The organism is Pontibacillus salicampi (genome assembly GCF_042434395.1).
Lineage (GTDB): Bacteria > Bacillota > Bacilli > Bacillales > BH030062 > Pontibacillus > Pontibacillus salicampi.
Genome location: NZ_JBHLTP010000004.1, coordinates 49,001 through 74,781, shown reverse-complemented (window position 1 = coordinate 74,781; position 25,781 = coordinate 49,001). Strand labels below are relative to the sequence as shown.

Here is a 25,781-nt window from a genome sequence, read left to right as displayed (position 1 = left end):
GCTATAATCTCTTTTATCGTATTAGATACTAATCATAAAAGGAAGAGCTATATGTATCCTACTTCATCTTTAAAGCAAAAAAATATATTATTTCTTCACATTCTCCTCCCCATCCTTGTAACACAGTTAGGGATGTATGCCATGAACTTCTTTGACACTGTAATGTCCGGGAAGGCGGGGGCAGATGATTTGGCAGGCGTTGCGATTGGCTCTAGTCTATGGGTACCTATCTTTACAGGTATTAATGGTATTCTATTAGCCATTTCTCCTATCGTAGCACAGTTAATTGGAGGAGAGAAAAAGGAAAAAATCCCCTCAACCGTCAGACAAGGAATATACTTAGCCATTGCTCTAGCTCTTACCATCGTAATTGCAGGCTGGTTTCTCCTTGATCCTATTTTACGGTTAATGAGCTTGGAAGCTAATGTTAGTACCATATCCAAATATTATCTTATTACACTCATAACTGGAATCATACCTTTATTTATATACAATGCACTTCGCTGCTTCATTGATGCCCTCGGTCAAACGAGAGTCACTATGGTAATTACTCTATTATCCTTACCGGTAAACATCCTTTTCAACTATATCTTTATATTTGGAAAGCTTGGCGCCCCTGCACTTGGAGGGATTGGGGCAGGTATTGCATCGTCTCTTACCTATTGGTTTACGTGTATCGTTGCGCTGCTTATTGTGTGGAGAGTGCGCCCCTTCTCTACTTATTATATTTTTGGTGCTATTGAAAAGCCCTCCCTATCAGCTTGGTGGGAGCAATTAAAAGTAGGTGTCCCAATAGGGTTTGCTATATTTTTTGAGGTGAGTATCTTTGCTGCGGTTACGCTAATGATGAGTACGTATAGTACCTATACCATTGCAGCGCACCAGGCTGCCATTAATTTCGCATCTTTTTTATATATGCTTCCATTAAGTATCTCTATGGCTTTAACGATCGCTGTAGGATTTGAAGTGGGGGCAGGAAGATGGAAAGATGCCAAACAATATAGTGGATTAGGTATAAGCGTAGCTATAGTGTTGTCTCTGATAAGCGGGCTGGCCATTTATCTCTTTAATGATCCTGTTGCTCAATTATATAGTTCCAATGAAGAAGTGATTCAAATGACCAAGCATTTTTTATACTTTGCTATTTTCTTTCAGCTATCAGATGCATTCGGTGCGCCTATTCAAGGGGCGTTACGAGGCTACAAGGATGTTAACATTACATTAGTGATGGCGTTTATTTCCTATTGGCTCATTGGCTTACCTAGCGGGTATCTATTTGCGCAATATACGTTTTTAGGACCAGCTGGATACTGGGTAGGCTTAATTACAGGTTTAGCAGTAGGAGCAATCACCCTCCTCCTCCGTCTCATTACGGTTCAACGCAATGCATCCTATTCCAAAGAACTGAGTGCTTAGCTATTAATTACCTGGGAAATATCGTCGAACGTTGTAGAAGTAACCCCATTCCTAACCTATCCTATTGATCAAGTAGTAATTGCTTCTATTCGCATACACTTGAAGTCGAGATAAGGTTGGTCCCTTGCTGAAAGGCGAGTTGAGTGGTCGGAAATATCCCCGCTTTCCTGCGGCCCCACACGACTTGGGGTCGTTCACCGTTGCTACAGGATATAGCGCTTTTAGGTGAACTTCCTTACTTGCGGCTGAGCCTCCTCGGACATGAGCCGAACCCCAATATTTGGACACGCAACATCCAATTTTTGGGGTGCAGTACAACAGCAAAAGACGCTGTCCTATGGGGTCTCAGCACATCCGTATTTCCGCGGGAGTCTACGATATTTCCGACCACTCAACGCCGAAGGAAATGCTCCATCTTTATATAGTGTTAAACCAAATATGCTGAAAAAACTATTTCTTGAACCAAGCCAAGTGATGAAAGATAACACTTAACCATTGATAGGAAACAATTTCGTTTTATATAAATATGGTAATATTCCTCTTATACATTAAGTTGATTGCGAAAACGACGGTTCCGTTCTCCTATTACGGCAAAGGTATGGCCTGGAAAATGGGAGACTCCCGCTGAAAAATGGATGAGCCAAGACCCCACAGAAAAAGGGTGGAGTTTACTCCATCATTTTTCGAGGAGGCTTGGCCATTCATCAGCAGGAAAGCGAGCGTTTTCCAGGCCATACCTTTCTCTGATAAAGGGAAAGGAACCATCCCTGAAAACCATCTCGAATCCAAGTCTTCCACCTTCTCCCCGTTATGTGGAACAACCCAACAGTAACATTAGTTTTTAACATGGCCTATAAAAACCCCCAGCTGATTTTATCTTATCTCAGCTGGGAGTTCGTTTTACCCTTGTAAATTCATTACAACGAGCCGTTCCTCTGTCATATCCTCAATAGCATATTTCGGACCTTCTTTGCCCCATCCACTATTCTTCACACCACCATACGGCATAAGATCCACTCGATACTGAGAGGCATCATTTATCATAAAGCCGCCAACTTCTACCTTCTGAGCTGCGTAAAATGCTCGATTGACATCGCTCGTAAAGATACCTCCCTGTAGTCCATAATCTGATTTATTCACCTCTTTAATACATGCATCCAAATCAGTAAAGCTCATCATCGTCACAATAGGTGCAAATACCTCTTCACATACTACCTTCATGGCATGGTCTACGTTAGATACGATGGTCGGCTCTAGTACAGACCCTTTCCTGTTTCCGCCATGAATGACTTCTGCTCCCTGACCTTTCGCTTCCTGCAGCCATTCTTCAGCTCTTTCTGCTTCTTTCTCACCAATCATTGGCCCAACATCTGTGTCTGGATCAAAAGGATCGCCTACCTGCAGCTCCTCTGTAGCCGAAATGAATGCTGACTGGAATTGCTCTCTTACGTCTTCATGGATATATATTCGTTGAACAGAAATACAGACTTGTCCTGCATAAGCAAAGCTTTTCTGGGCTAATGTCTGAGCTGCTAATTCTACATCAGCATCTTTGTCCACAATGACAGGGGAGTTATTGCCAAGCTCAAGTGTTAATTTATTTAACCCCGTATTTTGTTTTAGCTTTTCACCTACTTCTGCACTGCCGGTGAAGGTATAATAATGTATTCGTTCATCCTCCATCATTTGGTTGCCTACTGTGGAACCAGAACCGATTACTACATTCAAAAACCCTTCCGGCAGACCTGCTTCTTCAAACAGCTCTGCTAATTTCAGGGAGGAAATAGGAGTTACACTTGCGGGTTTTAATACGACCGTATTACCAGCTGCGATAGCAGGAGCAATCTTATGGGCGACTAGGTTGACTGGAAAATTAAACGGACTTATAGCACCTACAACTCCTACAGGGACTTTAATCGTAAAAGCCATTCGATTCTCTGAGCCTGGGGCTGCTTGAACAGGTACCCCCTCGCCGTGAATTCTTTTGGCCTCTTCTGCAGCAATTTCGAAGGTCTGTGTGGCTCTGTCAATTTCTGCTCTAGCTTGCTTAATTGGCTTACCTGCTTCATTTGTAATAATACCAGCTAATTCTTCTTTGCGAGCCTGCAGCAGGTCGCTTACTCTATGGAGTACCTTATAGCGTTCATAGGGGGAAAAGGAGGTTTCCTTATAAGCCACCTCTGCTGAAGATATAGCATCGTCTACTTCCTTTTCAGAAGCCTTCGACACGGTTGCAAATAAATCACCGTAATATTTATTCAATACTTCATTATTCTCTTGTGTTTCTATCCATTTTCCATTAATAAACAACCCATAGTGCTGAGTCATGGAATAGCACTCCTTTATGATATAGTAATATCTTCTAGCTATATTTCCTTTATCATCCAGTACTAAACATTCACTCAGGCTGCTTTCTTTGGTTGGATGCCACAGCCTTATCCTACATTCATTTTCTTTAAGCATTAAAAAAGCTGAAGGAGAATGTATCTCCTTCAGCTTAACCATTTTGATTCAAATCTGCTTACCTCTATGTTTATTATAGGAATAAACCTGCGATAGTGGCAGATAGGATTGATCCAAGTGTTGCACCGATTAGAAGCTTAAGTCCAAACTTAGAAACGGTTGCTCCTTTTTGGGGATCAATTCCTTGCACAGTTCCTGCGATGATACCAATAGAAGAGAAGTTAGCGAAGCTTGTAAGGAATACAGAAACCACTCCGACAGTCTTCTCGGATAATGCAGAGTCATTAATAAGGGACTGAAGTTCAAGCATTGCTACAAATTCGTTTGTTACAATCTTCGTCCCCATCAGGCTTCCGGCTTGGACTAATTCATCCCCTGGAATACCCATTAAGAAGGCAATTGGAGCTAGAATGTAACCTAAAATCATTTGAAGGGTTACCCCTGCAAATACAGATTGAATAATAGCGTTTACTAAATTCAGAGATGCTATAAAGGCAATAAGCATAGCAGCTACGATTAGTGCAATTTTACCACCGTCTAATGCACCATTCCCCATTGCTTCGAAGAAACTCTTTGCACCAGAAACATCTTTAATATCTACTCTATCATCCTCTTTCTTAACCTTGACTGGAGCAATCATAGAGCCTAAAATCAAAGCACTAAACATATTCAAAGGAATAGCCACTAACACGTACTGTTCAGGAAGCATTCCCAGATATGCACCAACGATAGAAGCAGAGACAGACCCCATCGCTGAAGCACTAACAATATATAGTCTGTTGGAGCTTAAATGATGGAATTGAGACTTAATAGCTAGAAGTGCTTCGGATTGTCCAAAAAACATACTGTTTACTGCATTAAAGGATTCTACCTTTGGCAAACCAGTAATCCATGAAATAAATGCACCAATATATTTAATAATAAGTGGTAGAATTCTCAAATAAGTCAGGACGGACAGAATCGTTGCAAAGAAAATAATGATAAGTAAAACGTCAAAGAAAAAGACAGACGCTGGAGAACCATCCTCCATTGTTTTTGTCGCCACGTTACCTAATACAAAACCTACGCCGCCTTTACCAAATTCAATTAACTTGTTAAAACCAGCCGAAATTGCTGTTATAATTGTTTTCCCAATAGTAGTATTGAAGAAGAATGCAGTTGTCGCTAATTGGAAAACCAACATAACACCAATACCAACATAGTTGATATTTTTTCGGTCATTCGACATAAGGAATGCTATACCCAATACAAGAACAATTGCAAGCAAACCAAAAAGAATATCCACGAGCTTTTCCCCCTTAATAAGTATATATTTACGCCTAAAATAGAAGTTATGAAAATGCTTTCATCTCTACCTTCTTGAAGAATTGTACCAATTCGTCAGACGTCTTGCAATGGAAATTATTTACTATTTTTTAGTCCATCATAAGTAAATCCTAGAACCAAGCGACTTTATCAAAAAATAAATTTTTTTGTAGAATTATGTGTTCCGTGAATCCCCCATCATCATGGTAAAAGCTAGCTCTAACAGCTAGCTTTTCACCTCATATTATTTAGTGATAAATTGTTGTGTCCAATAGTGGCCGTAACTTCCACCCTTGGCGTATCCAACTCCAATATAGGTCAGGTTTTTATCTAGTATATTTTTTCTGTGGCCAGAACTATCCATCCAGGACTTTACGACTGCTTGAGGAGTGGTTTGTCCAGCTGCAATATTCTCTGCTGCCTTGCGATAGGATATATTAAAGCTATCCATCATTTGGAATGGTGACCCGTAAGTAGGTGAGTTATGAGAGAAATAATTATTGTCCCGCATATCTCTGGATTTATATCGAGCTACTCTTGATAACTGCCAATCCGCTTTTAAGGAAGGGAGTCCATATTTAGCACGCTCCTCATTCGTTAAGCGAATCACCTCTTGCTCAATAGACTTAATATTTTGCTTCAATGGAATCGTAACTCTATCCCCTGGATAAATCAAATCAGGGTTATGAAACTGGGGATTGGCATTAATGATTTCCGATAGACCTATTTTGTATTTCCTAGATATTTTCCAAAGCGTATCCCCTCGCTTAACTGTGTAAGTATCTGTGTTCTGCTGGGCATTGGTGTAGTCAGGGTAACTAAATGCCATTACTAACGCCACTAACAGTATCCCAGTAATAAGTATCATTCTTTTCATCCTTTTTCTTCCTTTCACAAGTTGATACATTTATTGTGTCATGATTCAGCATCTTTACTCATGAAAATCCTTTTCTATCTTAAAAAGTCTTACCTTCTTTTCATGAATATAGACCAGATGGAATATAGATAAGACGCATCCAATCATAAGGGGGATACACTCATGAAGGAAGCAGAAGGGTATACACATCCAACCATTGGGATGACATTTCCTAAAGTTACCGTTGAAACAACTAGAGGACGTAAAACCTTACCTGATGATTTCCAAGGCAAATGGTTTGTATTGTTTAGTCACCCAGGAGATTTCACACCAGTATGTACAACAGAATTCATTGCCTTTCAGCAATATCAAGAGGACTTTAACAAGATGGGGACAGAGTTAATTGGTTTATCCGTGGACCAAGTGTATGCCCATTTAAAATGGATTGAATGGATTCATGATAATACACAAATTGGTATTACCTTTCCTGTCATTGCCGATCCTTTAGGAAGGTTATCTAAAATGCTTGGTATGCTTCCAGAAGGCCAGGGTACAAGAACGGTTCGAGGTGTTTTTATCGTAGATGATAGCGGTACTATCCGCCAAACCTTATTTTACCCCGAGGAAATAGGTAGAAGTGTGCAAGAAATATGGAGATCTGTCCATGCTCTACAAACTGCTTCTTTATTTAATGTAGCTATGCCAGAGAATTGGCCTCATAATCAGATGCTTGGAAGCGATGTTATTCTCCCTCCTGCCGGGAACATCAAAGAAATTCAGAAACGCATGGAAGGGGAGAAGCAAGGCGAATACAATTGTCTGGACTGGTGGTTTTGCTATAAATCCCTATCTGCGTTCTCAGATAAATAACGCATAAAATTACGTACTCCCTCATATATTGTAGAGCTTATCTGTATATATGGGGGAATGTGGATATGGAAACGAAAATCAAGCACCTGGCTGAAACATACCTCCCAACCAAGATGCCTACCTGGGGTTATGATGTGTTCGATCAGTTTGCATCTGATTTATTAGCAGAGAACAACACATACTCCAACAATCTGGGGTTAGAAGGATTTAAACAGCGTCAATTACGATTAGCATTTATTGATTCTACTTTTCAAAAGAAAGATTTAGAGAGACTTGCTGTTGAATTAACCTCTTATGTGAAGAATTTTAGAAAATATGGTAAAAATACTGCTTTTGTTGCCCTTTTCCAGCCAGCTCGCAAGCCATTTACAATTGAAACGTATCACAAAATGTTCTGGCGTGTTCTTCATGAATTATATGAACTAGACGACCATAAATGGAATCCCTCTATCCCTAAACCTACCTATCACCATTTATGTGAATTTGCTTTTCAAGGCTCTGCCATGTATGTCACCAGTAATATACCATTAGCGTATGAGGACGGCTTCCCGACAAATCATTACTTTATGATGGTGTTTAAGCCAAAGTGGCTGTTTCTTCAGCAAACGCACCCACCTTTAATGGAACAAATACTAGCCTCTTCCACTCCGAATGTTTTTCGGCTTCAAGAGGAGGATATTCATTCCTTCTTCCCCGTTGCTCTAGATGAAAAGAAGCTGATGGACGGCAACAAAACTGCACTCATGAAACATGCCAAGGAATACCTCCCAGTGGAGGAGCCTTACCACCAATTAAAAAAGGGGGCTCTTGGCTCTATCATACAAGAGCTAATTGTTAAAGGAGCCAGTGATATTCTGATTCACCGCTCTGATGCCTTTACCTCCAAAAGCATAAGTAAACAGACAACCGCGCAAGTAGTACACGTTTTCGAAGGGAAAGGAACATTTATAACAGATGGAAAAGAAATCGAATGTAAAGCAGGGGAACGTGTTTATATTCCTGCTCATAAGGGAGGACAGCTACGTGTCGAACAGGCAGGCTGTTTATTTGCCGCTGCAAATGTAGATGGCATATTTCCATAGAAAAAAGGATGGGAGCTCCCCATCCTAACACTTGTAGAGAAACCTTCCCGTTTTCTACAGGTTTTTTTGTGTACACTTACTAAATGAAGTGCTGTTATCCTTTAACCGATCCGGCCAACAGTCCCCTTACAAAGTATTTTCCTAATAAAATGTAGACAAGCAATGTTGGCAGAGCTGCTAGAATTGCACCTGCCATTTGAACGTTCCACTCTACTACCTGGCTACCTGCAAGGTTCTGCAAGGCAACCATGACAGGCTGCTGGTCAGACTGAGTAAGAGAGACAGCAAACAAAAATTCATTCCATATATTTGTAAATTGCCAGATTGCCACGACAATAAATCCAGTGATGGAAAGAGGAATCATGATATGACGATATACCTTAATAAAGCTGGCACCATCAATTTTAGCCGATTCTATCATCGCATCTGGAATGCTGGCATAGAAATTTCGGAACATGAGTGTTGTAATAGGGAGACCGTACACAACATGAGTAAAGATAAGACCCGGAATAGAATTGTATAATCCTAAATCCCTTAATGTCACAATCAAAGGAATAAGAATACTCTGATAAGGAATAAACATCCCAAATAATATACAAGTAAACACGAGCTCTGAACCTTTAAATTTCCATTTTGACAATACATAGCCATTTAATGATCCCAGTAACGCAGATAACAGGGTTGCCGGGATAACAAGATAAAACGAATTCATAATATTTGGAGCAAGCTCTGCAAATGCCTTGCTATAGCTGCTGAAATCAACCGTTTGAGGTAAGGACCACATGGTATCTAGAGAAACTTCATCGAAAGGCTTTAAGCTTGTAACAATTAGAACGTAAACAGGCATTAAGTAAAATAAGCTAAAGCCAATAAGCAGTAAATAAATAATAGATTTAGTAATGTTCTTCATACCTAGTCCTCCCTCCTGTTCATTAACAGATACGGTATAATGAAAACAGCTACACTGATTAATAGAATAATGGCAATAGCAGCACCACCAGCATAATTGTTAGCCCGGAACGTTGTTTCAAACATGTATAGTGCCGGCACATCCGTTACAAAGTTTGCACCTGGTCCGGTCATGGCATAAATTAAATCAAATATTTTAAGAGATATGTGGGCCATGATGATAATAACGCTCATCGTAATCGGGCGAAGCTGCGGCATAATTACTTTAAAATAAACTTTCCATTCAGAAGCACCATCAATTCTAGCAGCTTCTTTTAACTCCTCCGGTACTCCCCTTAGTCCCGCTAAATACATTGCCAGAGAAAAACCAGTCATTTGCCATACGGCTGCTATAACAATTGCGATGATGGCAACTGGTATTCCAAATTCGATCTTACCTAGCGGGATGCCTGGAATAATTTCTGTACTAACATACCATTTAGGGCTTATACCGATTTTCTCTAAAAGCAAATTAACCCCTGTAGAAGGGTTTAAGAGCCATTGCCAAATGACACCTGTTACAACAAAGGATAACGCCATTGGAAAGAGGAAAATGTTACGGAATAAGGACTCTGCTTTAATCTTTTGATCAATTAGCACGGCCAGCAGCTGTCCGACAATAGCTACTGCCCCGATAAAAAGTATGGTGAAGAAAATGGTGTTACGGATATCTGCTTGGAAACGGAAATCCCGAAAGAGCGTGGTGTAGTTCTCCAACCCAGCAAACGAATAATTTGGAATTAACGATTGCCATTCACTAAGGGAAACATATCCTGTCCAGCTTATGAATCCATACACAAACACACCAATTAGTACAATTGATGGCACGATAAATATAAGCGACCATATACGATCAGAATATCTACCAAGCAAGTCATTACCTCCTTCCTACTAGAACGAATCATATAAATACTATAGATAAGCAAAAGTGTCTTTATTACTCTCGACAGCCTTAAGGTAAGCATCGCCGTGGTGTTATCACCTCTGCCAGAAAGGATTACCTGATGACCCCCGCGAGATTTGACGCTAGGAAAGGGAGGAGGTCCTCCCTTGTTTTTTTATTCACTCAAGGAGCTTGTAGCGTCTTGTAGTGATTGAATAAACGCATCTACTTCTTGTTGGGAAACGAAAACGTTCACAGCTTGATTCACCTTTGTTACTACTTGTTCAGGTGCAGCAGAACCATGAGCAAGGCTTGGTGCTAATGCTGCTTCACTAAAATCTTTAATAGTGTCGGTGGAATAAGGTCCGTATTTAGATGAATCTGCATCTGTTCTTGCTGGAATAGAGCCTTTAATTGGATTAAAGGTATCCTGTGCTTCTTTAGAACCTAATGTTGCAAGAAATTCTTTTACCTGATCAGGATTTTCGACGCCCTTTGGTAATCCAAAAGTATCTGTGATTACCATGAAGGTACCTTCAGAGCCTGGTGTTACGGCCCATCCATAGTCTTCTTCTGCTTTTAGCTCTTTGCTTTGGTAGTATCCATTAGCCCAATCTCCCATAATATTAATGGCAGCCTTTCCATCAGCCACTAATTGAGAAGCATCCTGCCAAGCACGAGCACTATGGTCTTCATTTACGTATGCTAAAACTTCTTTAAATGTCTCAGCGGATTGTACCACTCGTTCATCATCAAAACCGATTTCACCATTCCAAAGCTTGTCGTAATCCTCTGCCCCAAGGTTTGCAAGTAAAATACTTTCAAAGATCATTGTGGATGGCCACACATTTTTATCTCCTAATGCAAGAGGAGTAATATCTTTGGATTGCAGTGTTTCTGCAACCTCCAGGAATTCCTCCCAGCTCGTAGGGGCTTTCAATCCATTTTCTTCAAATACTGATGTATTGTAGAACATGACATTTCCTCTATGAATATTAACTGGAACTGCATATTGATTTCCGTCTTTACTTACCATATCGATTAAATCTTGTGGAAAAACATCTTGCCAATTGTTCTCTTCATATAGATCGTTGATTGGCTCCATTTTATCTGCTGCTACCCAGCCTGCTAACAATTCATCTCCACCATGTACCTGGAATGTGGAAGGAGGCTCTCCTCCTTGCATACGGTTTGCCAGCACTGCTTTTGCATTAGAACCAGCTCCACCCGCAACGGCTGCGTTCTCTACTTCAATATCCGGGTGTTCTTCTTTAAACTGTTCTATAATAGCCTCTAAGCCTTCTGCTTCTCCACCAGCTGTCCACCAGCTAAATAACTCTACCTTTCCTGTTGCGCTTCCTTCTCCATCTGATCCCCCATCGTCATTTCCTCCTGAGGCTTGATCATCTCCTCCCCCACTACATGCTGCAGTGAAGACGAGCAATAATAGAGCAAGCATCCAAAAATAGTGTTTATGCTTCATATAAAAAACCCCTCTCCCATAATTGTAATCGCTTTCAATTACAATGTATCATGAGAGATAGGGTTATTGTCCTAGAATCATCTTCATTTTTTTGTGAATGACCCGCATTATTTTGATGTGAGGTGGATGGAATCTCGAAAATCGCTAGGTGTTTGCCCTGTTTTCTTTTTAAACACGCGACTAAAGTAGTTCGGATCCTTATAGCCAACAAGAGAACATATTTCTTTCAGTGGTTTATCAGTTGCTCGCAATAATTCCTTAGCCTTTGCAACTCGCAATTCTGTCACATAATCTATAAAGCTCTGTTCAAATCGGTCCTTGAACAGCTTACTAAAATAATATGGACTTAAATTCACATGCTCTGCTATTTGTTCTAGCGTAATGGATTGGTCATAATGCTCTTTAATCCATTCTTCTGCATTCCATAACGCATCTTTTGATGTCACCCGCTTCCAGCTTTTCACCACACTGGCAGCATGGGAAAGGCGCTCCACTACGAACCTTCGATATGCGTCCAACGGCTTGCTTGAAAAATCTATGAATCTTGGTTCTTCTGTAAAACCCATTTCCTTCACGATAGCAGCTATGGTGTACAGTATATTTCTACAGCGCTCTGAAACATCATCCTGTTCTCGCATAAGAGCCCACCATTGTTCAAATTGATGAATGGCTAAATCAGCGTCTCCTGCACGGATAGCATCATATATATGTTTTTCCTGCACTACTTGATGAAATGCCCCTGGTTCCAGTTGAGATTTGGCTAACTCATAATGAATATACCCCTTCTTGCTTGGTATGGAGGATAAAGCAATCACCGCTTCATGATACGAATGGATTAATTGATCTGGTTTCTCACAAAAAGAACCAATCCCCATTTTTACTTGCTGATGAAATTGGGAGAAAAACAATTGAATGGCTGTCCTAACCCATTGTCCCAACGATGTTATCGATTCAGCAACCTGCTCGTCTTTGAAGGAAAAAATCCAAATCGGAATGTGTTGATCCTGAATGGGTCCCATTAAGCAATGGGTATGTCGTTCGAACCATTCTCTTAACCAATTATATTGAATGTCCGAATTTTCCTGATCCATTAAACGAATTAAAATGACACAGCCTCTTCCTTTAGCCATTGGAAAAAAAGAAGCTAGCTGGTCAGGGTAATACTCAAGGGCTCTCTCTGTAAAATAAGCCTGAAGCATATCTGATTGAATCATTGACAGCATTGTGGTATTGACCTGATGAACATGCTGATTCTTTGCTTCTACAGCCTTCATGGCACGTTGAAAGGTCTCTATTAGCTCCTTTTTTCTAGCAGGCTTAAGGACATATTCTTGGACTCCTTCCCGCATCACATCTCGTGCATACTGGAACTCGTCATATGCAGTCATCATGATAATTTCCACATCATTCCTCCAGCTTTTAATGTGGTGAACTGCCTCTACACCATCCATTACTGGCATTTTAATGTCCATGGTAATAATGTCAGGATTGGTCTTCTTAGCGAGCTCTACAGCCTCCTTGCCTGTTGTCGCTTCGCCAACTACTTCCAAATCCGGGAATGCTTGCTGCATTAACTTCTTTAGTCCTTCTCGTTCAATCTCTTCATCCTCCGCTATTAACCATTTCATGAGGAATATAGCCTCCTTCCCTGCGCCTCTTTGTTAGGCAGGGTTAGTCTAATTGTCGTGCCTTCCTCTGGGATAGAATGAATATCAACTAACCCACTTTCTTCATACAGCAAATCCAACCGCCTCATCACATTCACTAACCCAATACCGGTCGTATGCCCCGCACTTCCTACATTGCGCCCTCCATCCTCACCATTCATAATTTGTGTTCTCTTGTCTTCTGTAATACCTGTACCATTGTCTGCAACAGCTATTACTACACAGTTATCACTGTGGTAGGATTCCACCTTTATTACACCACCGAATTCTCTTCTTTCTATTCCATGGATAAAGGCATTCTCAATTAAAGGCTGGAGTGTTAATACAGGTATTTCTATTTCTTCTGTTCCTTCTTCAATTTTAGTTTCAAACAAAAAACGCTTACCAAACCTTGCTTGTTGAATAAACACATATTCCTGAACGCTGTCTAATTCCTCTTGCAGTGTCGCAGGCTTATCCAAACGAGACAAATTATACCGTAATAAGGAGGATACGGATTCAATCAGCTCTCCTGTACGATCAGCATTCTCTATATACGAAGTCTTTGAGATAATATTTAGTGTATTAAACAAAAAATGAGGGTTCACTTGACTTTGCAGGCTTTTCAGCTCCATTTCTTTGACTAAACGCTGCAGTTCTGATTTTTGTTTTATCTCCAAGATAGACGCTCTTATGTTTTCTCTCATACTATTAAATGTATTGGTAAGCAATCGTAATTCATCACTCGTCTTCACTTCTACTTTCTTACCATCAAACTTCCCCGCTGCAATTTCTCGTGCCGCATTAGATAAGTGATGAATGGGACGTGTAATTCCCTTCGAAAACCATAGAGCAAATAATATGGAAACTAGTAATGAAAACACAAATATAGTAATCGCCATCTTCTCAATATACTTACTGCGTTGGACGAGACTCCTGTAAAAAGTGTCATATTCTGAAAGCTCCTTGTTAATTAACGTTAACGTGGAATCCTGTATATAATTCATAATTTTCTCCGATTCTATCGTCCGAGCAGAATATGTAGAGATTTGTCCATTTTGGTATGCCTTCATAGCTCCATCCGTTTCCGATAAAAAGCTTTCCATCATATTGGCATAGTTGGAAACATCCAATCGATTAGCATCGAGTCTCGTCGTCACCTGATCCTCTAGCTCTTGTAACTCCTCTCTGCCTTGCTCATAATCCTTCTTTACATCCGGAGAAGTATTAATCATATAGCTGTTCATGTTACGAAAGACCATATTAGTGCTCTGTTCTACCTCATTTAAGAGAAAGAAGCGCTCCAGCATAGAATCATACTGTTGAATCGTCTCCTGGCTTGTGTGATATAGATAATAGGCCACTCCATTCATGAGGAAAATGATGGTTAAGAAAAATATCATTAGCTTTGTACGAATCTTCATTAACGAGTCCCTCCTTTCGGTAGGAGAAGTGACTCACTAACGGGTAGATCCTTCCTTCTAACAATATGAACGGTTGTATGTTGCACAGCATCTACCGTTCTCCCTTCGGCAAGGTCCTTCATAAGGTGGACGCTTTCATATCCCATTTCATATGGCTGTTGCGCTACAGTAGCATCAATAACTCCTTCTCTTATGAGCTTTACTGTTTCTGGTAAAGAGTCAAAGGTAATAATGTAAGTACTATTCGTTCGAGCCCGCTGTTGAACGGTCGAGGCAATACCAAACCCATCGAGCGCGCTCGTTCCAAAAAAAGCATCAATTTCTGGATATTCATTTAGTAGCTGCTCCGTCTTTTCCGCAGCTTGTATTCTAGTAATCTCTGATGACTTGATATCCATAATAGCTACTCCACTCTCTTCCTGCACAGCATCTCGGAACCCTTGAACCCTAAGCTTCATGTTTCTAGCTTCAAAGCTCCCCGTAATAATACCGACATTAGCTGTACCACCCGTGTCCTCAATGAGAGCTTTACCAGCCATGAATCCAGCTTCATAATTATCTGTACCAACATAAGCTGCCCGTTCACTAGAGGGAGCATCCGTATCAATAGTTACAACAGGAATGCCCATGCGAACAGCTTTATTTAGCACAGGGGTAAATGCTGATTCCTGTAACCCTTGTGTAATGATCCCATCCACCTTAGAGGCAATTCCTTTTTCGATCCATTCAATATGCTCTGTAATACTCGTTTTTTTAGGTCCATTATATTCAACAGCAACACCTAATTCCTGTTCCGCTTGCCGAGCGCCTTCCTCTATGAGCCTCCAATAATCATTTTCTGTTTCTTGAGGAATGAGGACGAAATGTAAATCCTGCTTTTCCCCGGCGTCTGCTTGCTGTATCTCAGCAGGGTGTTGAAGCGCTTTCATGTAATAAAATAATGCTGCTCCCCCTACCATAATGATTACGGCAATGAGAATACTGTATAAAAGACGGTCGGATTGCAATATGTCCATCCTCCTCTATGTAAGTAATTATTTGCTTGCAAGTTGCTTGTAAAGGAAACAACGTTATACAATAATTTTATTACGTATCCGTTAAGAAAAGAGGGAGTATTATGAGTAATAAGGAAGTAGAAGAAGCTTTAAAAGAAGGAATGTATGGTAAAAAACAAATTAAGCCATCTGAGCGTAAACGATTTCTCGGAACCATACGAGAACGCGTTGTAATCGCCTTAACGAAGGGCCAGCTTATGCAGGATAAAGCACTGCGAGAATTAGAAAGTGCTATGAAGCAGCATCCTGACACCGAACTACTACTAAACGGACACATCGCTTCCAAATTCATGAAAGAGGAGAAAGCTCTAGCTGACAAATATAACATCCCCTATACATCTGTATCGAACCAGGATGCAGAATCTGACTTAGGTGCAGTACTAACGTACGATTATGCAGTTGATATAGAGAACATCTTTGTAACGGAGGAGTTCCAAGAGGAAGCAAACGAAAATAACACATCACTCCTTGCTACGATAAAAAGCTGGTTTAAGCCTTCTTCTTAAGGAGGGCTTGGAAACCTCTCTACATAAATTGGTTAGTTCCATAATAATCCAAGCCGTTTCGACATGCAATTATATTTACATAAAAAATCTACCACATATAATGGTAGATTTTATTATCGATATGATTTAGGGTTCAGTGCATCCTTTAACCCTTCCCCAATAAAGTTAATAGATAGAATGGTTAGAGTTAACACGAGTGCTGGCGGAATCCAAATCCATGGCATATGCTGAAGTACTTCTGACTGCTGAGAAGCTGATAACATATTCCCCCAGCTTGGTACTTCCTGCGGTACCCCGAAGCCTAGATAGCTTAGAGCAGATTCTGCTACAATCATGGTAGCGAATGTGATAGTAGCGTACACAATAATCGTTGTGGATACATTTGGCAATAAATGCTTCCAAATTATTTTTCTCGGCTTACACCCAATCGAAACTGCAGCCATAATATATTCATTTTCTTTTTCAGCAAGAATTTTACTCCGAACAACTCTCGCTACACCGCCCCAGCCAAGCATACTAATGACAATAATAAGCAGCCATACACCAGATACGACTCCAAACAGTGCAGCATTTAAAACAATAACAAATACAAGAAATGGAAAGTTTAAAATAAAATCCGTAAAACGCATTAAAATATTATCAATAAATCCGCCAGCATAGCCGGCAATAGAACCTATTACAGTACCAAATAACATAATAAGGGTAGTACAGCACACACCTACTAATAACGAAACACGCCCTCCGTATAATAAGCGAGTGAACACATCTCTACCGCTCGTATCTGTTCCAAGCCAATGCTCCGCTGAAGGAGAAAGTGACATTTGTCCAATATTCACTCGTGAAATATCGGTCGACGTAATATAGGGAGCAAGTATCGAAAAGATAGCTACAATACATAAATACACTAAACTAATCATCGCTAGCTTATTCCGAAAAAACTTTCTGCGGGCCATGGCCCATGGAGACATGATTTTTTTCGGTTTGCTTAAAGGAACGTTTGTCTGTTCCTTTTTATTGTGTATGACTTCCACTGCCACCCCTCCTACTCTAATCTAATCCTCGGGTCCACGACACCGTACAGTAGGTCTGCAATTAAATTACCTATTAATACTAGCAAAGAGAACATAAGTGCCAGCGTCATTAACGTAGGATAATCATTTGTGCTCATGGATGTTAAAAAGAGTTGTCCAATCCCCGGGTACGTAAAAATGGTCTCTGTTATCAGGGCACCATTTACGATTGTCACTACATCAAACCCCAGAAAGGTAATAAGGGGGATGACAGAGTTACGAAGAATGTGGTGGTTATAAATACGGGATTCTGGCGTCCCTTTTGCCCTGGCAGTCCTTACATAGTCCTTCTGGCTATTATTAATAATATCGTTGCGAAGGAATTGGGTATAACTTGCAGTGCCCATTGCTCCTAATACTGTTGCTGGTAATAATACGTGATAGAATCTGGAGAGCCACCAATCTATTGTTCCTTGTGACGCACCTATATCTACTGAACCTGCAAATGGAAACCAGCCAAGCTGAAAGGAAAATATATAAATGGCAAAAACACCCGCTATATAGATAGGAATGGCCAGCATGAAATAATTAAATCCACCTATAAAATTATCTATCTTCGTATAAGGATTTCTCCCTGCATACATCCCCATAGCGAAGGCAAATAGGTATGTAATGATGATAGAGGTAATCCCTAAAAACAGCGTATTCGGTAAACGCTGGGCTATAAGCTCAGAAACAGGAATCTTATATTTCGTTGATGTCCCAAAATCCCCTTTAGCGAAATTTGTAATCCAGCGAATATATTGTTCATGAACAGGATCATTGTATCCAAGCTTCTCTCTCATTCTTTCAATATATTCTGGATCAGTATTGTTCGGATCAATCTCACCAGATAGGGAATCTCCTGGCATTGCTAATGCCAGGAAAAACACTACCACAGAGATAAGGAACAACATTGGTATCATGCCTAATATTCTTCGAATTGTATATTTTAACATGACCATTCTCCTTATCTGGAAACCCTTATTGATTTACTCCGTTATATACCATTCATTCGGATTATTATTTTCCGATACATCGTACTTGACGCCACCTACACGCTCATTCATTCCAACCAGCTCTTGAAGCTCTCCGATATAAAGCATCGGAAGCTCTTCGTTTAGAAGCTGCTGCCATTCTGTGTAGATGTCTTTACGCTTCTCTTGATCATCGCCCACTACTTCTACGTCGAGAGCTTGTGCTAATAGCTCATCACTCTTCTCGTTATCATAGCGAGTATAGTTCCAAAGTGTTTCTGAACTCCATAATCCTGTTGGATCTGGATCAGAACCAGTACTCCATCCACCAAAAAATACTTCAATATCATCGCTGTCTTTTTCCACTTTGTCATAATATAACGATGCTTCAATCATTTGAAGATCTGTTTGCAGACCAATATCGTTCCAATATTGAGTTAATGCTTTCGCCCGGGATTCAAATGTCGGATTAGTTGTTGCATAGTGAGAGAAATTCACCACAAACTCCTCCCCATCTGGATTCTCACGGAAGCCATCTCCGTTTGTATCCTCAAATCCAGCCTCGTCTAGTAACGTTTTTGCTTTTTCTGGATCGTATTCATAATTTGTCAAATCACTCTCATCAGCAGCAATCCAATGGGAAGTAGGAACCGGGGCATTGACAGGACTTCCATACCCACCAAAGAATGCATCAATCCACTCTTGACGATTAATAGCATGGTACATAGCCTGACGCAGCTTCAAATCATCGTATTTATCATTTTTCGAAGCTATTTCCTTCTTCTCATTATCGAATTTCCCAAATTTAAAGCCTACATAATAATAAGAGAGACCTGGGTACGTGACAAGGTTCACTCCATCCAGCTTCTCAATTTCTTCTCCAAGTGTCGGATGGACACTGATCATATCAATTTCACCGTTTTGTAGTGCACCGGAAACGGTTTTGTTATCAATAACCTTCACAATTACCTTATCTAGCTTAGGTGCGCCCTTCCAATAGTCTTCATTGGCAATGAGCTCATAGGACTCACCAGGTACTACGTTGCCCATTTTAAATGGACCTGTACCCATTGACTTTGTTCGTGACTTTTCGTCTTTCAGCATATCTTTCACAGGAACATCTTTCCAATAATCTTCATGCATCGGATAGGCCCATACATTTACAAGGTTATTAACCCGAGCCTGATCGAATGTCACCTTTATCTCATAATCATTAACAACTTCAAGTCCGGAAATGCTGTCCGCTTCTCCTTTGTTGAAAGCTTCTGCCCCTTCAATGGTTTGTACGTTAGTATATCGAGGGCCATCGTAATCAGGATGTGCTAGCGTCTCGATAGCAAACACCCAGTCATGAACCGTCAACTCGTCGCCATCATGCCATTTAACGCCTTCTTCAAATGTAAAGGTAAATACTTTGTTATCTTCTGTTTCCCATGTAGCAAGGTGTGGTTCTGGTTCTAAATTTTCATCGTATTCAATGAGTGGATCAACCATAAACCCAAGGATTTCGTCATCGACTGCAGATCCATAGAAATGAATATTTAATATTCCTTCCGGCTCAGAGTCAATTCCATACGTTAATGTTCCGCCATCAACTGGCTCCTTTGTTGCCTCTTCCTCTGTTTCACCTTCGTCAGCATCTGTTTGTGCCTCCGTATCCTCTCCACTACTACACGCAGCTAATAACAACGACAGCATCAATACCAAGGTTAAAAACCAATACACATTACGGTGTTTCATTAAGGAATTCCCCCTGTTTCATTAATGGAATGAATGATTATTCATAAAGAAAACATGCGACATGCTGTCCTGGCTTCACCTCCTTTAATGCAGGTTTCGTCGTAACACAATGCTCCATCGCCTTTGGACATCTTGTATGAAAGGGACAGCCAATTGGAGGGTTTTCCGGACTTGGCAAATCTCCTTCCAATACTATCCGCTCTCTTTTCCTCCCCTTATCAGCTGGATTAGGTACCGCTGAAATAAGAGCCTCTGTATAAGGATGAAGTGGATTATCATAAATAGCATGCTTGTCTGCTATCTCTACAATATGACCAAGATACATTACGCCCACCCGGTCACTCATATGCTTTACAACACTTAAGTCATGGGCAATGAACAAATAGGTTAACTCAAATTCTGCTTGGAGCTCCTTCAAAAGGTTCAGTACCTGTGACTGAACGGAAACGTCTAGAGCAGATACAGGCTCGTCAGCAATGATCAGCTTTGGCTTTAACGCAAGAGCTCTTGCGATTCCAACACGCTGCCGCTGACCTCCTGAGAATTCATGGGCATATTTGTAGTATGCATCCTCTGGGAGTCCTACTCGTTGCAATAAATCCATTATCTCCCTCTTTCTATCATGCTGATTTCGATACTTATGGTAGTTTTGCAGAGGCTCCCCAATAATATTTCCTACCATTTGCATTGGATTAAGCGATGCATATGGATCCTGAAATACCATTTGAATGTCCTGTCTTATTTCGTGAAGTCTCTTTCCTTTGACATGCGTAATTTCTTCCCCATCATACATAATACTTCCACCAGTCGGCTCAAGCAGGCGCAATATAGACCGGCCAGTAGTTGACTTACCACACCCCGATTCACCTACTAACCCAAGTGTCTCTCCTTTGTGAATAGCAAAGGAGACATTGTCCACTGCCTTTACCGTACCTATAGTTCTTCTGAAAAAACCTCCCTTAACAGGAAAATGCATTTGCAGCCTATCTACCTCCAGAAGCTTTTCTATAACTGCTCTGCTCACAATGTAACACCGCCTCTCGGCTTACTAGATTCATAGAGCAAGCAAGCTACTTCATGATTGCTTTTTTCTTCAGCTAATACAGGGGTTATATCAGAGCAAGCCTCCATTGCTTTCGGACACCGATTAGCAAAGCGACAGCCTGTTTCCGGCATGTTAGTTAAGGAGGGCACAATCCCTTCTATCGTCTCTAACGTATCAACCGTTTCCTCCATTTTCGGGATAGCACCCATCAATAACTCCGTATATGGATGAAGAGGCTTATCGAACAAATTTCTAACCGTCGTTCTTTCGACAATTCTTCCAGCATACATAACCAGCACTTCATCACACGTTTCTGATACAACTCCAAGGTCGTGGGTAATTAAAATGATGGACATATTATTTTTTCGTTGAATATCCTTTAAAAGCTCTAATATTTGAGCTTGTACAGTTACATCCAACGCGGTGGTCGGTTCATCTGCGATAAGAAGCTTTGGCTGACACGCAATCGCCATCGCAATCATCACGCGCTGCCTCATCCCTCCTGATAATTGATGAGGGTAATCCAGAACTACCTTCTCCGGTCTTGATATGCCTACGGCAGCAAGCAGCTGAATTACTTTATTCCTTGCTTCCTTTTTTGTAATGGTAAAGTGGTTGTGCAGCACTTCCTCTAATTGATATCCAATGGTAAAGACCGGATTTAACGATGTCATAGGCTCTTGGAAAATCATCGTTATATCCTTGCCTCTTATCTTGTTCATTTGCTGATTCGACAGTTGGTCTAGCTGTTTTCCGTCAAATAAGATTTCCCCGCCTTTGACTCTCCCTGCACCTTTTGGCAAGAGACCCATGATCGATAAAGACATAACACTTTTTCCACAGCCAGACTCCCCTACCACCCCTATTACTTTGCCAGGCTTGACCTGAAAGGATACCTGATCTACAGCGTTATAATCCTTACCCTCAATTCGAAAAGCCGTCTCTAGTTTTCTCACTTCCAGCAAAGAAGCTTGATCCTTTGAAACATACTTTCTTTCCATGAGCCCACCTCATATGTATTTATTGTATTTTTACTAATATTCTGAATTCTTCTATATAGTAGCCTATTATTGTAAATTAAGTCAATATATTTTTACAAATATGTTTTATTTTCACTTATATTCCAGCATAATTGTAATCGGAATGTAACATTGTAGTCTTAGCAGCCTTTATGAACGAACAAAAGGTTCATCATTTCATTGATGAACCTTTAATAGTATAGCTTATTGAATTAGTTAATGATTCCATGCTGTTCAACTCCAATGTTCACATTAACGTTAAACGTTATCTCTGGATACACCTCATTCCACTTTACTTTCTCCCAAGTTTCATTATGATAAGCCTTTACTCTTCGCCCAATGCCTAATACATCACTATTCGCTTCAATAAGCTTCTTGGTCAGCTCTTTATATTCTTTCTCCAGCTCTTTCCCGAAGTCCTTTTCTACTTGTTTTATTTTCTTCGTTTCGACAAAATCCATTCCTGGAGATTCTGTAATATCGGTTTGTAAATCTAAGGTAATATCCACAGCTATTTTTTCCGGATTATCCGTATGGATCTCAAGGTCTCTCTTCACTTTATTAACAGCCATCGTTATATAATTCTCAGGACGATTCTGTTTCTCTTGAGCTATCGGTTTCGTCAGCCGTGCATGCTTCCCCTTCTTGCCTTTCAATAACATTAATAGGGTGGATTCGTCATCGGATAAAATTGTTCCGCTAAATTTGTCTTCGTGAAACAGGGCAAGCCCGATAAACTGCAGTGTATCCTCCTCTGAATTCTTAGTCAAAACAGGTAAGGTAAAATCTTCACCTGGTTCCAGCAGTTCCGCTCTCATCAGCTGCAAATTTTCCTTAGGAGCCTGGGAGGAGCTAATCTGACCATCAATCAAGCCATTAATATATCCGCTAATTCTAGGCTCATGATCAATGCGTATCTTCAGCATATCCTCCCCTTTTCCGTTGAACATAATCACCTTCGCGTTCAAATTGCTTCGCGGATCCCGGTAAATCACATCCAACACAGGAGCAATTCCCTGCTTCGCTAATTCTTCTCCAAAGGCAATGACACGAATTTTTGAACCATCAAATTGCTTGGAAATCATTTCGTCTATTTTAGACCTTGTTTCTCTTGTTGAATTCCCATCAGCTGAAACAACTTGTATATATTCTTGACCTGGGCCCTCCATTCCAGCCTCTACAGTAGGGATAACGACAGTAGCACGGATATTCTTCTCCTCTGAAGTATCAAAGGAAGCTGCCAGTACGATTTTCAAACTTTTAAACTGCCGTTGGTCCCAGCATCCAGATAGAACAAGCATACAGCATGAGGAAAGAACAAGAAGTAACCTAGTGTTCATATTAACCACTCTCCTGTCGATCTTTCTTGTTTAACAAAAAGGATAGGAAGAGAATTATCAGCGGTACCCCTACGGAGGCAACGAGTCCTGCATTAGATAAGATAGAGTTAACGCTTTGAATAGTCGTATATTTCACTCCTAATCCAGTAGTAATAAAGAACATAACAACTCCTACGATGATTGTGAAATGCTCATGAGAAGGTTGATTAAAAATATTAGCCAGTCCGAGACCTGCTATATACAAATAAGTAGTGACAGAGGTTGCTACAGATACAATCCAGATGGATAAGAAGAACATATCAATTCTTGTAATAAAGGACATCTCAAATGCTTTTAACAAATAAAGCACAGGTTCAGTAATATACTCTATTTCCTTCGTGCCAAAATACGTATAAGAAACAATAACCGTAAATGCATAGAACAGCACTACAAACAAGTTGGCATATGATATGGTTTTTAAACGTTGGGGAGCTGTACCTTCTGTATAAGGGTAGGCGACCAGTATAATGAAATAGCCTAAAAGAGATATACTCGCTTTAATCACTCCTCCCCCTAATTCTTGAAGGCTTGCGTCCCCCACAGGGAAGATGTACATAAGCTGGCTGTCCTGTATTGCAAAAAGAAGAAAGGCAATCAAGAGTCCTAAAAGGAGAGAAACGAATGTATATACTCTTGCTATAATACGAAGCTGATCTTTTGCCAAATATACACTAACCGACAACATGAGCAGAGAGGTAATCCACAATGGAGTTCTCGGGAGAAGCCAGGCATTAATAATCTTCGCGTATAGCAATAAAATTAGCAGGATTACACCAAGGAAATAGATACAGTAAATAAACACTAAACCTTTCCCAAGGAATTTTCCTAACACCCTTTGAATAATCTCAAAATAATTACTTGTAGGAAAGCGACTTGATAATAACCAGAAGAGAATGATGAGAATTTGAATAATAATGCCTGCAATAAGTAAAGAAATCCAACCATCCTGCTTTGCTTCCATATGAAGATCATAGGGCAAGGAAAGGACACCTACTCCAATTTGGGTTTGAACAATGACAAAAAACAGCTGATTCCTAGATATCTTTTCCTGATTAGCGTTCATTCTTCTTCCACTCCCTGGAGCGGCCGCCTGTGTCTTCTTTCATAGGTGCTGCATCCTTAGGCCGCTTATTCATTAAGAACAAAGGAAGTCGAATAAAGGTATCCATCACGTCTCTCGCCCGAAAAGGGGCAACAGGGGCAAGATAAGCTGTCCCAAAGGATTTCAGTTTGATAAGATGAATCAGCAGGAAGAGAAAGCCAAACACTATCCCTAAAAAACCAAGCGTTGAGGCAAGCAGGATTAAAGGGAACGTCAATAGTCTTAAGGCATTACTTAATTCATTTGATGGAACGACAAAGGAGGCTATAGCTGTCAGAGCCACTATAATAATCATTAAGTTCGACACCAAACCCGCTCGAACCACTGCATCCCCAATAACGAGACCTCCGACAATCCCAATGGTCTGACCAATAGGACTAGGCAGCCGTATCCCTGATTCCCTAATTAATTCAATAATGACAACCATCACCAATGCCTCTAAAATCGGTGGATAGGCGATATTATTGATACTGCTTTTAATAGGAATAACGAGAGGATCTGGAATCACCTCAAAGTGAAATCCAACCACTGCAATATAAAAGGAAGGTAGTCCAATAGCAATAATGAAGCTCATTAACCGAAGCAGCCGCACAAAGGTACTAGAGATCCACCGACTATTATAATCATCTGGTGATTGATAAAAGGCAAAAAACGTAACTGGGAGGATTAAACAAGTAGAGCTCCCTTCCAGAAACACCCCAATCCGACCTTCCATAATGTTTGCAGCAACAGAATCTGGTCTTTCTGTATTTAACATTTGCGGAAAAGGAGACATACTATTATCCTCTATGAGCTCCTCTAAAAAACCGGGACTGAGAACAGCGTCCATAGAGATAGCCTTTAAACGCCTTTCCAGCTCTTTGATATTTTTTGGAGAAGCAATACCATCCATATACATTACAGCCATATTGGAATTCATCTTCTTGCCTATACGATAATATTTCACAACTAAATCACGATTTTGAATTCGCTTCCGCACTAGGTTTATGTTAACCATTATGCTCTCAATGAACCCTTCGTGAGCACCTCGAAGAACTTTCTCAGAATCAGGTTCTTGAATTTTTCGATTATGAGAGGAGGTTACGGTGAAAATCGCCATTCTCTTCTCCCCGTCCTCTATATAAACAGCACTTCCACTCAATAAAGCATAAATCACTTCATTAATATCCTCACTGTGACGGGTATTAGGCAGCCGACCTAAATGATGGGTATCGTAATTCGACTGAGGGATAAAGAGTTTGTTTTGCATCTTCTCCTGATCCACAAGAGATTCTATATACACCACTGCCTTATGGCTATGCTCCAGAAAGATGATTTTTATATCTTCTGAGTAGTGCAGCTCAGCCATAATCAGATCAATATTTTTTTTTAGAGATTTAGTCGCTTCGACCATATGTGTATGCTCATGTTCCTCACGCATATAAGGAAGGTATTTATTCTTTCGCTTCGGAAATAACTTATTAAGCACTCTCATGTCATTTCCCCCAATCCAATAAATGGTTTTCCTTATATTGTTTACCGTAAGATACATTC

22 protein-coding genes are annotated in these 25,781 nt (G+C 40.5%); 4 read left to right on the top strand and 18 right to left on the bottom strand.

Annotation, left to right across the window (positions count from 1 at the left end):
- Window positions 1-51 precede the first annotated feature (51 nt).
- Window positions 52-1,416, top strand: coding sequence for an MATE family efflux transporter (locus ACFFGV_RS07055; RefSeq protein ID WP_377346038.1), 1,365 nt, complete (start codon window positions 52-54; stop codon window positions 1,414-1,416).
- Between the two features lie 585 nt (window positions 1,417-2,001).
- On the opposite strand, the gene ACFFGV_RS07050 is transcribed toward ACFFGV_RS07055, so the two are convergent.
- The 4 genes from ACFFGV_RS07050 to safA form a co-directional block, all read right to left on the bottom strand.
- Window positions 2,002-2,205 (bottom strand): hypothetical protein, encoded by a 204-nt coding sequence (locus tag ACFFGV_RS07050; protein WP_377346036.1) that lies wholly within the window; start codon window positions 2,203-2,205, stop codon window positions 2,002-2,004.
- Window positions 2,206-2,316: 111 nt separating this feature from the next.
- On the bottom strand, window positions 2,317-3,744 hold the full coding sequence (locus tag ACFFGV_RS07045; RefSeq protein WP_377346034.1) for an aldehyde dehydrogenase family protein: 1,428 nt from the start codon (window positions 3,742-3,744) through the stop codon (window positions 2,317-2,319).
- A 208-nt stretch (window positions 3,745-3,952) separates the two neighbouring features.
- Complete coding sequence (locus ACFFGV_RS07040; RefSeq protein ID WP_377346032.1) at window positions 3,953-5,164, bottom strand: NupC/NupG family nucleoside CNT transporter; 1,212 nt, start codon at window positions 5,162-5,164, stop codon at window positions 3,953-3,955.
- 264 nt (window positions 5,165-5,428) lie between these two features.
- Entirely contained in the window at window positions 5,429-6,061 is a 633-nt protein-coding gene (gene safA, locus ACFFGV_RS07035; RefSeq protein WP_377346030.1) for a SafA/ExsA family spore coat assembly protein, read from the bottom strand.
- Window positions 6,062-6,223: 162 nt separating this feature from the next.
- On the opposite strand from safA, the gene ACFFGV_RS07030 reads away from it, so the two are divergent.
- On the top strand, window positions 6,224-6,910 hold the full coding sequence (locus tag ACFFGV_RS07030; RefSeq protein ID WP_377346028.1) for a peroxiredoxin: 687 nt from the start codon (window positions 6,224-6,226) through the stop codon (window positions 6,908-6,910).
- A 65-nt stretch (window positions 6,911-6,975) separates the two neighbouring features.
- Complete coding sequence (locus tag ACFFGV_RS07025) at window positions 6,976-7,992, top strand: YqcI/YcgG family protein (RefSeq protein WP_377346026.1); 1,017 nt, start codon at window positions 6,976-6,978, stop codon at window positions 7,990-7,992.
- 94 nt (window positions 7,993-8,086) lie between these two features.
- Here the strand turns inward: ACFFGV_RS07025 and ACFFGV_RS07020 are convergent, their stop codons facing one another.
- From ACFFGV_RS07020 to ACFFGV_RS06995, 6 genes are all read right to left on the bottom strand, one after another.
- Complete coding sequence (locus ACFFGV_RS07020; protein ID WP_377346024.1) at window positions 8,087-8,902, bottom strand: carbohydrate ABC transporter permease; 816 nt, start codon at window positions 8,900-8,902, stop codon at window positions 8,087-8,089.
- 2 nt (window positions 8,903-8,904) lie between these two features.
- Window positions 8,905-9,813: a carbohydrate ABC transporter permease gene (locus ACFFGV_RS07015; RefSeq protein WP_377346022.1), complete on the bottom strand. Its 909-nt coding sequence runs from the start codon at window positions 9,811-9,813 to the stop codon at window positions 8,905-8,907.
- Window positions 9,814-9,998: 185 nt separating this feature from the next.
- Window positions 9,999-11,306, bottom strand: coding sequence for an ABC transporter substrate-binding protein (locus tag ACFFGV_RS07010; RefSeq protein ID WP_377346020.1), 1,308 nt, complete (start codon window positions 11,304-11,306; stop codon window positions 9,999-10,001).
- 107 nt (window positions 11,307-11,413) lie between these two features.
- Window positions 11,414-12,934 carry a response regulator gene (locus tag ACFFGV_RS07005; RefSeq protein WP_377346018.1) on the bottom strand — a complete coding sequence of 507 codons (1,521 nt, stop codon included), beginning with the start codon at window positions 12,932-12,934 and terminating at the stop codon, window positions 11,414-11,416.
- Window positions 12,931-14,376, bottom strand: a complete 1,446-nt coding sequence (locus ACFFGV_RS07000; RefSeq protein WP_377346016.1) for a sensor histidine kinase — start codon at window positions 14,374-14,376, stop codon at window positions 12,931-12,933. The genes ACFFGV_RS07005 and ACFFGV_RS07000 overlap by 4 nt, the downstream gene beginning before the upstream one ends.
- The gene (locus ACFFGV_RS06995) at window positions 14,376-15,392 is read right to left on the bottom strand and encodes a sugar-binding protein (protein WP_377346014.1); all 1,017 of its coding nucleotides are present in this window, start codon (window positions 15,390-15,392) and stop codon (window positions 14,376-14,378) included. Before ACFFGV_RS06995 ends, ACFFGV_RS07000 begins: the two co-directional genes overlap by 1 nt.
- A 101-nt stretch (window positions 15,393-15,493) precedes the next feature.
- Here ACFFGV_RS06995 and ACFFGV_RS06990 point away from each other — a divergent pair, with 101 nt between their 5' ends.
- On the top strand, window positions 15,494-15,937 hold the full coding sequence (locus ACFFGV_RS06990) for a YueI family protein (protein WP_377346012.1): 444 nt from the start codon (window positions 15,494-15,496) through the stop codon (window positions 15,935-15,937).
- Between the two features lie 113 nt (window positions 15,938-16,050).
- On the opposite strand, the gene opp4C is transcribed toward ACFFGV_RS06990, so the two are convergent.
- The 8 genes from opp4C to ACFFGV_RS06950 form a co-directional block, all read right to left on the bottom strand.
- Window positions 16,051-16,968, bottom strand: a complete 918-nt coding sequence (opp4C, locus tag ACFFGV_RS06985) for an oligopeptide ABC transporter permease (protein WP_377346010.1) — start codon at window positions 16,966-16,968, stop codon at window positions 16,051-16,053.
- 11 nt (window positions 16,969-16,979) lie between these two features.
- Entirely contained in the window at window positions 16,980-17,945 is a 966-nt protein-coding gene (gene opp4B, locus ACFFGV_RS06980; RefSeq protein WP_377346008.1) for an oligopeptide ABC transporter permease, read from the bottom strand.
- Window positions 17,946-17,978: 33 nt separating this feature from the next.
- Window positions 17,979-19,703 (bottom strand): oligopeptide ABC transporter substrate-binding protein, encoded by a 1,725-nt coding sequence (gene opp4A, locus ACFFGV_RS06975; RefSeq protein WP_377346006.1) that lies wholly within the window; start codon window positions 19,701-19,703, stop codon window positions 17,979-17,981.
- A 37-nt stretch (window positions 19,704-19,740) separates the two neighbouring features.
- Window positions 19,741-20,727 carry an ABC transporter ATP-binding protein gene (locus ACFFGV_RS06970; RefSeq protein ID WP_377346004.1) on the bottom strand — a complete coding sequence of 329 codons (987 nt, stop codon included), beginning with the start codon at window positions 20,725-20,727 and terminating at the stop codon, window positions 19,741-19,743.
- Window positions 20,724-21,749: an ABC transporter ATP-binding protein gene (locus tag ACFFGV_RS06965; RefSeq protein ID WP_377346002.1), complete on the bottom strand. Its 1,026-nt coding sequence runs from the start codon at window positions 21,747-21,749 to the stop codon at window positions 20,724-20,726. The genes ACFFGV_RS06970 and ACFFGV_RS06965 overlap by 4 nt, the downstream gene beginning before the upstream one ends.
- 230 nt (window positions 21,750-21,979) lie before the next feature.
- On the bottom strand, window positions 21,980-23,107 hold the full coding sequence (locus ACFFGV_RS06960) for a Ger(x)C family spore germination protein (protein WP_377345999.1): 1,128 nt from the start codon (window positions 23,105-23,107) through the stop codon (window positions 21,980-21,982).
- Between the two features lies 1 nt (window position 23,108).
- Window positions 23,109-24,209: a GerAB/ArcD/ProY family transporter gene (locus tag ACFFGV_RS06955; RefSeq protein ID WP_377345996.1), complete on the bottom strand. Its 1,101-nt coding sequence runs from the start codon at window positions 24,207-24,209 to the stop codon at window positions 23,109-23,111.
- Window positions 24,199-25,722 carry a spore germination protein gene (locus ACFFGV_RS06950; protein WP_377345994.1) on the bottom strand — a complete coding sequence of 508 codons (1,524 nt, stop codon included), beginning with the start codon at window positions 25,720-25,722 and terminating at the stop codon, window positions 24,199-24,201. Before ACFFGV_RS06950 ends, ACFFGV_RS06955 begins: the two co-directional genes overlap by 11 nt.
- Window positions 25,723-25,781 lie beyond the last annotated feature (59 nt).